The 8,827-nt window shown below is 71.8% G+C and carries 9 protein-coding genes; 4 read left to right on the forward strand and 5 right to left on the reverse strand.

Going from position 1 to position 8,827, the window contains the following annotated elements; genetic code table 11:
* Both P1P75_RS36625 and P1P75_RS36630 read right to left on the reverse strand, forming a co-directional pair.
* On the reverse strand, positions 1–961 hold a 961-nt coding region (locus P1P75_RS36625; protein WP_319263592.1), incomplete at its 3' end, for a serine/threonine-protein kinase.
* 61 nt (positions 962–1,022) lie between these two features.
* Positions 1,023–1,859 (reverse strand): serine hydrolase domain-containing protein, encoded by an 837-nt coding sequence (locus tag P1P75_RS36630; RefSeq protein WP_319263594.1) that lies wholly within the window; start codon positions 1,857–1,859, stop codon positions 1,023–1,025.
* A gap of 76 nt (positions 1,860–1,935) precedes the next feature.
* On the opposite strand from P1P75_RS36630, the gene P1P75_RS36635 reads away from it, so the two are divergent.
* Both P1P75_RS36635 and P1P75_RS36640 read left to right on the forward strand, forming a co-directional pair.
* On the forward strand, positions 1,936–2,418 hold the full coding sequence (locus P1P75_RS36635) for a MerR family transcriptional regulator (protein WP_319263595.1): 483 nt from the start codon (positions 1,936–1,938) through the stop codon (positions 2,416–2,418).
* On the forward strand, positions 2,415–3,431 hold the full coding sequence (locus P1P75_RS36640) for an aldo/keto reductase (RefSeq protein WP_319263598.1): 1,017 nt from the start codon (positions 2,415–2,417) through the stop codon (positions 3,429–3,431). The genes P1P75_RS36635 and P1P75_RS36640 overlap by 4 nt, the downstream gene beginning before the upstream one ends.
* Positions 3,432–3,443: 12 nt before the next feature.
* Here P1P75_RS36640 and P1P75_RS36645 read toward each other — a convergent pair whose 3' ends face one another.
* The 3 genes from P1P75_RS36645 to P1P75_RS36655 all read right to left on the reverse strand — a co-directional run bounded on the left by P1P75_RS36645 (position 3,444) and on the right by P1P75_RS36655 (position 6,357).
* Positions 3,444–4,298: a DUF4429 domain-containing protein gene (locus P1P75_RS36645; protein ID WP_319263600.1), complete on the reverse strand. Its 855-nt coding sequence runs from the start codon at positions 4,296–4,298 to the stop codon at positions 3,444–3,446.
* A 56-nt stretch (positions 4,299–4,354) separates the two neighbouring features.
* A complete protein-coding gene (locus P1P75_RS36650) occupies positions 4,355–5,572 on the reverse strand; it encodes an alpha/beta hydrolase (protein WP_319263601.1) in 1,218 nt (405 codons plus the stop codon).
* A gap of 134 nt (positions 5,573–5,706) precedes the next feature.
* The gene (locus tag P1P75_RS36655) at positions 5,707–6,357 is read right to left on the reverse strand and encodes a TetR family transcriptional regulator (RefSeq protein ID WP_319263602.1); all 651 of its coding nucleotides are present in this window, start codon (positions 6,355–6,357) and stop codon (positions 5,707–5,709) included.
* Positions 6,358–6,470: 113 nt separating this feature from the next.
* Here P1P75_RS36655 and P1P75_RS36660 point away from each other — a divergent pair, with 113 nt between their 5' ends.
* Both P1P75_RS36660 and P1P75_RS36665 read left to right on the forward strand, forming a co-directional pair.
* A complete protein-coding gene (locus tag P1P75_RS36660) occupies positions 6,471–8,090 on the forward strand; it encodes an MFS transporter (protein ID WP_319263604.1) in 1,620 nt (539 codons plus the stop codon).
* A gap of 329 nt (positions 8,091–8,419) precedes the next feature.
* A complete protein-coding gene (locus P1P75_RS36665; protein WP_319263605.1) occupies positions 8,420–8,719 on the forward strand; it encodes a small hydrophobic protein in 300 nt (99 codons plus the stop codon).
* Positions 8,720–8,827: the final 108 nt, after the last annotated feature.

An 8,827-nucleotide genomic window follows, 5' to 3' on the forward strand; every position in this document is an offset into this window, starting at 1 on the left:
GGCTCAGGTCGGGCTGGGTGACCGGCGCCGTCGGAGCGGGGGGCGCCGCCAGCGCGGCCGAGGCCGACACCCGCTGCGTGATCTGCGCGGCGATGGCCTCCGGCAGCCACGACCCGGACTGACGCAGCGGCGTCGGCGACGCCTCCTGGCACAGGGTGATGATCTCGGCGGGGGAGGGCCGCTCGGCCGGGTCCTTGGCCAGGCAGCGCGAGATGAAGCCGAGCTGCTCCGCGAGCCCGCTCAGATCGGGCTCCTCGTGCACGATCCGGTACAGCACCGCGTGCGAGGGCCCGTCCCCGTACGCCCCGGTGCCGCGCGCCGCGAACGCGGCCACCTGACCGAGCGCGAACACGTCCGAGGCGGGCGTGACCTTCTTCCCGGCGGCCTGCTCGGGCGACATGAACGCGGGCGTGCCGATGGAGACGCCGGTGCCGGTCAGCGCGGTGGCGTCGGCGGCGCGGGCGATCCCGAAGTCGATGACCCGCGGACCGTCGGAGGCGAGCAGCACGTTGGAGGGCTTGAGGTCGCGGTGGACGATGCCCGCCCCGTGGATGACCGACAGCGCCTCGGCCATGCCCGCGAGCAGCAGCAGGACCGACGGCACCGGCAGCGGCCCGTGCTCGCCGACGGCCGCGGCCAGCGAGGGCCCGGCCACATAGGCGGTGGCCAGCCAGGGCTGGGAGTCCTCGGTGTCGTAGTCGATGACCGGCGCGGTGTAGAAGCCCTGCACGCGCTGGGCGGCCTGCACCTCCTGGCGGAACCGGCGGCGGAACTCCGGGTCCTCGCTCAGTTCCGGACGGATCGTCTTGAGAGCGATCGGATGCCCGCCGGGCGTGTACGTCAGGTACACCGTGCCCATACCGCCCGCGCCGAGCCGTGCGGCCAGCCGGTAGCCGGCGACCGAGGTCGGGTCACCGCTCTCCAACGGACGGAAGTGGCCGCCCTGTTGAACGCCTGTCATCGTTCTCCCCCGAGATCCCGCGCATTGGGTGCTGTGTGCAGAGGGAGGTTAGCGGAGGAGATCAGCGGGCGGGACCGGCGCCCCGCACCTCGGCCAGCACCGCGTCCGTGAACACCGGCCACGCCTTTGCCGCCCACGGCCCGAAAGCGCGGTCCGCCAACGCCACGGCGGCGGCGCCCGCTTCGGGGTCGATCCACAGGAACGTACCGGACTGGCCGAAGTGGCCGAAGGTGCGGGGGGAGGACGAACCGCCGGTCCAGTGCGGGGACTTGGAGTCGCGGATCTCGAAGCCGAGGCCCCAGTCGTTGGGGTTCTGGTGGCCGTAGCCCGGCAACACGCCCTTGGTGCCGGGGTACTGGACGGTCATCGCCGCCGCCACCGTCCGAGGATCCAGCAGCCGTGGTGCCTGCACCTCTGCCGCGAAACGCAGCAGATCCTCCACCGTCGACACGCCGTCCTTGGCGGGCGAGCCCTCCAGCGAGGTCGCCGTCATCCCCAGCGGCTCCAGCACGGCCTGGCGCAGATACTCGGCGAACGGGATGTCCGTGGCCTTCGCGATGTGGTCGCCGAGCTGCTCGAAACCGGCGTTGGAGTACAGCCGGCGCTCCCCGGGCGGCGCCGTCACCCGGTGCTCGTCGAAGGCGAGCCCGCTGGTGTGCGCGAGAAGATGCCGCACGGTCGACCCCTGCGGTCCGGCCGGCTCGTCCAGTTCCACCGCCCCCTCCTCGTACGCGACGAGGGCCGCGTACGCGGTCAGCGGCTTGGTCACCGAGGCCAGCGGGAAACGCCGGCCGGCCGGGCCGTGCGTGCCCAAAGCCGTGCCGTCGGCCCGTACGACGCCCGCCGCGGCGGAGGGGACCGGCCAGTTCTCGATCAGCGCGAGGCTCGTGAGCGACATGGCCATGAGCCTACCTTCGGACTTCTTGCCGTAATCGCTTGCCTGGAGTGCGCTCGAAGGTCATAGCGTGGAGGACATGACGGTGTTGCAGACCACACCCGTGACCATCGAGGAAGACCACCCCGCGGACGTCTGTTCCGCCCTGCCTCCGGGGCATCCCCGCCCCGACGGGCAGGACAGCTACACGATCAGCGAGGTGGTCGCCTTCACCGGCCTGACGGCGCACACCCTGCGCTGGTACGAGCGGATCGGGCTGATGGCCCACGTCGACCGCTCGCACACCGGCCAGCGCCGCTACAGCAACCGCGACCTCGACTGGCTCGACCTCGTCGGAAAGCTGCGGCTGACCGGCATGCCGGTCGCCGACATGGTCCGGTACGCGGAGCTGGTGCGCGAGGGCGAGAACACGTTCGGCGAGCGGCGCGAGCTGCTCGAACAGACCCGCCGGGACGTCCGGGCACGGATCGCCGAACTCCAGGACACCCTCGCCGTGCTCGACCGGAAGATCACGTTCTACTCGGACGCCACAGGGGCGTACGAATCGGAGAGGACCCGATGACCGACAGCACGATCCCCACGGCACGACTCGGCGACACGGGACCGCAGGTGGGCGTCCAGGGCCTCGGCTGCATGGGCATGAGCTTCGCCTACGGCCCCTCGGACGCGAAGGAGTCACGGGCCGCCCTGGACCGCGCCCTGGAGCTGGGCGTCACCCTGTACGACACGGCGGACGCGTACGGCGCAGGCGCCAACGAGGAGTTCCTCGCCCCGTTCTTCAAGGCGCACCGCGACGAGGTCGTCATCGCCACCAAGTTCGCCCTGTCGATCCCCGCGGGCGATCCCACCCGCCGGGTCATCCGCAACGACGCGCCCTACATCCGCCAGGCCGTCGAGGCCAGCCTCAGGCGCCTGGACGTCGACGTCATCGACCTCTACTACATGCACCGGCGCGATCCGGCCGTGCCGATCGAGGAGAGCGTCGGCGTGATGGCCGAGCTGGTGCGCGAGGGCAAGGTCAAGCACCTCGGCCTGAGCGAGGTCACGGCCGGCGAACTGCGGGCCGCGCAGGGCGTGCACCCGATCGCCGCCGTGCAGTCGGAGTGGTCGCTGTTCAGCCGGGACATCGAGGACCGGGTGGTGCCGGCCGCCCGTGAGCTGGGCGTCGCCCTGGTGCCGTACTCCCCGCTCGGCCGGGGCTTCCTCACCGGCGCCTTCGCCGACGCCGACAAGGACCTCACCGCCGACGACTTCCGCCGTCAGCAGCCCCGCTTCACCGGCGAGAACGCGGCGGCCAACGCCGCCCTCCTGGAGCCGGTCCGCGCGGTCGCGCGGGCGCACGAGGCGACCCCCGCCCAGATAGCGCTGGCCTGGGTCCAGCAGCAGGCCGGCGTGCACGGCCTGCCGGTGATCCCGATCCCGGGGACCCGCAAGGCGGGCCGGGTGGAGGAGAACGTACGCGCGACGGCCGTCGAGCTGAGTGCGGACGAGCTGGCGCTGCTGGAGCCGATCGCGGACAAGGTCGCGGGCGACCGCTACGCGGACATGACGTTCACCTCGGCCGGCCGGGACTAGGCCCTCCAGGGGCTAGAGCTCCGCGAGCAGTTCCGCCTTCTTCGCGGAGAACTCCTCGTCGGTGACCAGGCCGGCCGAGTGGAGGTCGCCGAGATGACGGATCCGCTCGGCCACCTCCGCCGGATCGCGGCGTGGGCCCGCGGCCGCCACCGCGGCCATGGGCCCGCGTCCGCGGCGTACCGCGGCCAGTACGGCAGCCGCGAACGGCAGCGACTCGTGCACGGCCCCGTACCCCAGCCCGAACACCACGGTCGCCGGGTCCTGGTCGGCCTGCGTGGGCAGGTCCTCCCCGCCCAGCAGCCGCAGATGCCCCTCGAAGACCTCGGGGGAGCGCCACTCCACCCCGCTCAGCTCCGACACGGCGAAGCTCTGGTCGCCGGCCTTCCACTTCGCGGACGAGGCCCCCGTCCAGAACCACCGGAACCGTACGGTCCGCCCGTCGAAGGACGCCTTCGCGTCGTACGCCTTGAACGACAGCGGCGCCTTTGGCGCGGCCACCAGGAACCGCTCGGCGGGCCCCGACTCCGTCAGCCCCGCCCGCAGCTCGTCGGCGTAGTACTCGGCGAGCGCGTCCCGTTCGGCGGGCAGCACCAGCCGGTACGGATCGCCGTTGTCCTTGAGCTGCCCCGCCGCCGCCTCGGTCAGCGGATCGGCGCCGGGCCGCGGCACCATGCGCAGCACCACCGTCCCGCGCCTGCCCGGTTCGAGCGTGACCCCCTCGATCGCCGCCAGCGGGATCCGTCGCTCGCCCAGCGCGGAGAGCAGCTTGGGCGTGCGGATTCCCCGTTCGTAGCGGATGAGGACGGAGTCGGACTCGAACTCCCAGGCGGCATGAAACCCGGCCAGTACGTCACCCATGCGGCTCATCGTATGCGGCACTCGCTCCCTCGTCCCTCCCCGCGCGCACCGCAATTCCTGCGTCTCTACGCGCGTCCGGCCGTGGACGTGCCGGGCAGACCCGCCCGGCACGCGTCATTGTCGTCGGCGCACCGCACCGAGCCGTACTCGCCGGTGCCGATGTCCGCGAAGTTGCGCAGGCTGTCCGTGCCGGGCTCGAAGTAGCCTCCGTGACCCTTGGCCTGGCGCGCCGACAGCACCCGCGCGCCGAACCCGGACGCCACCGGGTCCTCGCCGTGCCCGAGACCGCCCAGCTCCAGATACGGCACGTCCTGCACCCAGTCGTCGGAGTCGCGCATCGCCCACACCCGGGCGTCGGTGTCCAGTTGCGCGGCGTTCTCCACCCGCATCCCGGGGCTGCCGGCGACCGCGATGTCGGACACCCGGCCCGGCAGGGCATGCGCGGCGACCCCGCAGACCACGGAGCCGTAGCTGTGGCAGAACAGCGAGACGGGGGAACTGCCGGGCAGGCCGCGCACCAGCGCGTTCAGCCGTACGGCGCCCCGCTCGGCGCGCATCGCGGTGGCCGAGTCGATGCCGAGCCCGGCCGGCGAGGTGTAGTCGGCCCAGGCGATGACGGCCGTCCGCGTCGAGGGGCCCGCCTCGCGCTCGGCCGCGTACAGGGCCTCGGCCATGCCGACGGGCGCCGAGTACTTGCGGTTGGTGCGCTGGAAGGTGAGCAGGGCCGTGTCCACGCCGGGGACGACGACGGAGATCCGCTCGGCGCGGTCGAGGTCGCCGAACACCTCGGCGACCCGGCCGGTGCCCTCGGGGTCGAAGGCGAGGATCTGGCGGTCGATGTCGGTCATCGACTCGAGGCGGTGCATGCGCCGCCCGGCCTCGTGCTGGCCGGTGGGCGAGAGCCGTTTGTCCCGCGTCCGGGCCCGCTCCACCCCGATCTGTTCCTGGAGCGCGATCCGGTTGGCGCGGTAGCGCAGGGCCGCGGGCGCGCCGTTCATGTTGCCGACGGCGAGGGGATAGCGCTCGGCCAGTCGGGTGTGCTGGACCGCGGTGAGCGAGGCGAAGAACCGCGCGATCAGGGCGGGGGCCGCCTGCGGGTCGGGCAGCTGCCGTCCGGCGACCCGGCCGCGCTCCCATGCGCTGAGCGAGGACTTGAGGGCGGTGGTCCCCTCGTGCCGGTGTACGGCGGTCCATCCGGTGGTCGCCAGCATGACGAACACGACGGCCAGTGCGAGCAGCGCGCGCCATGCCGTCAGTTGCGGGGAGGTGTCGAAGGAAGTCACTGGGAGGACACACTAGGAGAACGAGAAGGTCTCGGGCGGCAGGAGTGACGGGGATCACGTTTCGCTTGGCGTGTCGATGGTCATAGCACTCCTTGGGCCTATGCCGTCCATGGCGGACGCGATCACGCCGTACGTCACGTTCCGGCGCGCCAGCCGCCCAGCAGGGCCGGTCCCACCTGGTCGAGGTGGCGGGACGTCAGCTCGCGCATCTCCTCCAGGCTGTAGTCCTCGCCGGTGATCCACTGTCGTTCCGTCACCCGCATCACCGCGCCGAAGACGGCCACCGCCAGCCGCGGCCGGGGGTCGGCGTCCACGTCGAGGCCCTCCCGCTCCGCGAGCACCCGCGCGATCGCCTCCTCGGTCTCGGCCGAGCGCCGCAGATGGGCGGCGAGCAGGACCGGGGTCGACTCGATCACCCGGTACATGCGCAGGTACAGCTCGACGGACGCGATCGACTCGATGGCCTCGCTGAGCGAGTTCCAGCCCTCCAGGACCGCCTGCCGCAGGGCCTCCATAGGCGCCTCGTGCGCCGGACGGGCGCGCACCCCCTCGACGAAGCGCCCCACCGTGATGCCCTCCAGGGCGAGCGCGGCCTCCTCCTTGCCGGCGAAGTATCGGAAGAAGGTGCGCTGCGAGACGTCCACGGCCTCCGCGATCTCGTCGACGGTCGTCCGCTCGTACCCCTGCGAGGTGAACAGGTGAACGGCCGCCCGCAGCAGCTCGTCGTGGGTGCGGCGTTTCTTCATCTCCCGCAGCCCCGGCCGTGGCGGCGTGGTGGTCTCCATGGCGGCCCTCTCCTTGTGCCGTCCGCCCCGTTGGGGCACGGCCAGTGACGTGTCAGTTACCGACTAGTGAATCGGTTTGTCAACTGTCAGTGGCTGTCATTAGCCTCGTGCGCATGACTAGTCAGACCACCATCGACACGACGGGACCGGCGGACAAGTCGCCGTCCACCCCGTCGGACCAGCCACCGGCCAAGGGGCTGCGCGGCCACCCGTGGTTCACGCTCATCACCGTCGCCGTCGGGGTCATGATGGTGGCCCTCGACGGCACGATCGTGGCCATCGCCAACCCGGCCATCGCCAAGGACCTGGGCGCCACCTTCGCCGAGGTGCAGTGGATCACCAACGCCTACTTCCTCGCCCTCGCCGTCTCCCTGATCACCGCGGGCAAGCTCGGTGACCGCTTCGGCCACCGCCAGACCTTCCTGATAGGCGTCGTCGGCTTCGCCGCCGCCTCCGGCGCGATCGGCCTGTCCGACAGCATCGCGTTCGTCGTCACCTTCCGCGTCCTGCAGGGCGTCTTCGGCGCGCTGCTCATGCCGGCCGCGCTCGGCCTGCTGCGCGCGACCTTCCCCGCCGAGAAGCTCAACATGGCCATCGGCATCTGGGGCATGGTCATCGGCGCCTCCACCGCCGGCGGCCCGATCCTCGGCGGCGTCCTCGTCGAGCGCGTCAACTGGCAGTCGGTGTTCTTCATCAACGTGCCGGTCGGCATCCTCGCCGTCGCTCTCGGCGTGGTGATGCTGCTCGACCACCGCGCCGAGAACGCCCCGCGCTCCTTCGACATCCTCGGCATCGCACTGCTCTCCGGTGCGATGTTCTGCCTCGTCTGGGCCCTCATCAAGGCTCCGGAGTGGGGCTGGGGAGACGGGAAGACCTGGGCCTTCATCGGCGGCTCGGTGCTGCTGTTCGCGGGCTTCGCCGTCTGGGAGAACTTCGTCAAGGAACCGCTCGTCCCGCTGGGCCTGTTCCGCTCGGTGCCGCTGTCCGCGGGCGTGGTGCTGATGGTCCTGATGGCCATCGCCTTCATGGGCGGCCTGTTCTTCGTGACGTTCTACCTTCAGAACGTGCACGGTATGGGCCCGATCGACGCCGGTCTGCACCTGCTCCCGCTCACCGGGATGATGATCGTCGGCTCCCCGCTCGCCGGCGCGATGATCACCAAGGTCGGCCCGCGGATCCCGCTGGCCGGCGGCATGGTGTGCGTGGCGGTCGCCATGTTCGGCATGTCCACCCTGGGGACGGACACCGGCAGCCTGATCATGTCCGTCTGGTTCGCCCTGCTAGGCCTCGGCCTCGCCCCCGTCATGGTCGGCGCCACCGAGGTCATCGTCGGCAACGCCCCCATGGAGCTGTCCGGAGTCGCCGGCGGTCTCCAGCAGGCCGCCATGCAGATCGGCGGCAGCCTCGGTACGGCCGTCCTCGGTGGCGTGATGGCCTCCAAGGTCGACAGCGACCTGTCCGGCAACTGGACGGGCGCGGGCCTGCCCCCACTCACCCCGGCCCAGCTCGACCAGGCCTCCGAGGCCGTCCAGGTCGGGGTGGCACCGGTGGCACCGGGCACGCCCGCTGAGGTCGCCGCGAAGATCACCGACGTCGCCCACGACACCTTCATCTCCGGGATGAGCCTCGCGTCGCTCGTCGCGGCCGGGGTCGCGGTGGTGGCCGTGCTGGTCGCGATGCTCACCAAGCGCGGGGTGAACGCGGAGGCGGGCGCGGGGGTCGGTCACATCTGACCCGGCTCTCACGCCACTTCGCTTCTGACGGGCCCTCGGCACCGGCAGGGGTTTCCTTCCTCTGACGGGCCTCCGGCAGCGGTGAAGGCCTTTCTCTGACGGAACTTCAGCGGAATTCCCCTATCAGGGTGACAACGCTAAAGGTTTCTCGCCTCCGGTACGCGCCGCAGGTCACAGTGGGTCAAGCCCTCCGGATGGAAGGGCGGCCAGGGCTGCGGCGCGCTGCCGGAGGGGGACAGCGCGCCGCCGGCCCTCGCCCGCCACTGCATAACCGGCGCGAGGCGGGTACCCGGACCATCGAAGCAACCCCAGATGCAAGGGAGTTGACGATGGCGGGCTTTGGACACGGAACGCGCGGGAACCCCCGCTCACGCGGCCGGACGTGGTCTCGGACCGGGCCGGACAGCGCGACGCTCGGCATTGTCGGCCTGGTCTGCGCGGTCGCCGGATTCTTCGCTCTCGGGATCGTTCTCGGTCCCGCGGCGATCGTCTGCGGCTGGTTGGCCATGGGCCGCAGCTGGGCGGGACCCCGCCCGGTGCCGGCCCTGGTCGCCGTCGTCCTCGGAGCGATCGACACGCTGCTGGCGCTGGTCTGGCTCTCGGGGACGGCGGGGAACGGGTTGCTGTGAGGCGGGGACTTCCTTCCCCGGCCTCTCACCCGGCCCTGTCGCCCGGCCCTGTGCCCCCAGCCCCCTGTCCCACCGAGTCCGCTGGTGGACGGGGACGGGCGACAGGGC

Origin of the sequence: Streptomyces sp. ID05-39B (genome assembly GCF_033794725.1) — a bacterium.
Lineage (GTDB): Bacteria > Actinomycetota > Actinomycetes > Streptomycetales > Streptomycetaceae > Streptomyces > Streptomyces bobili.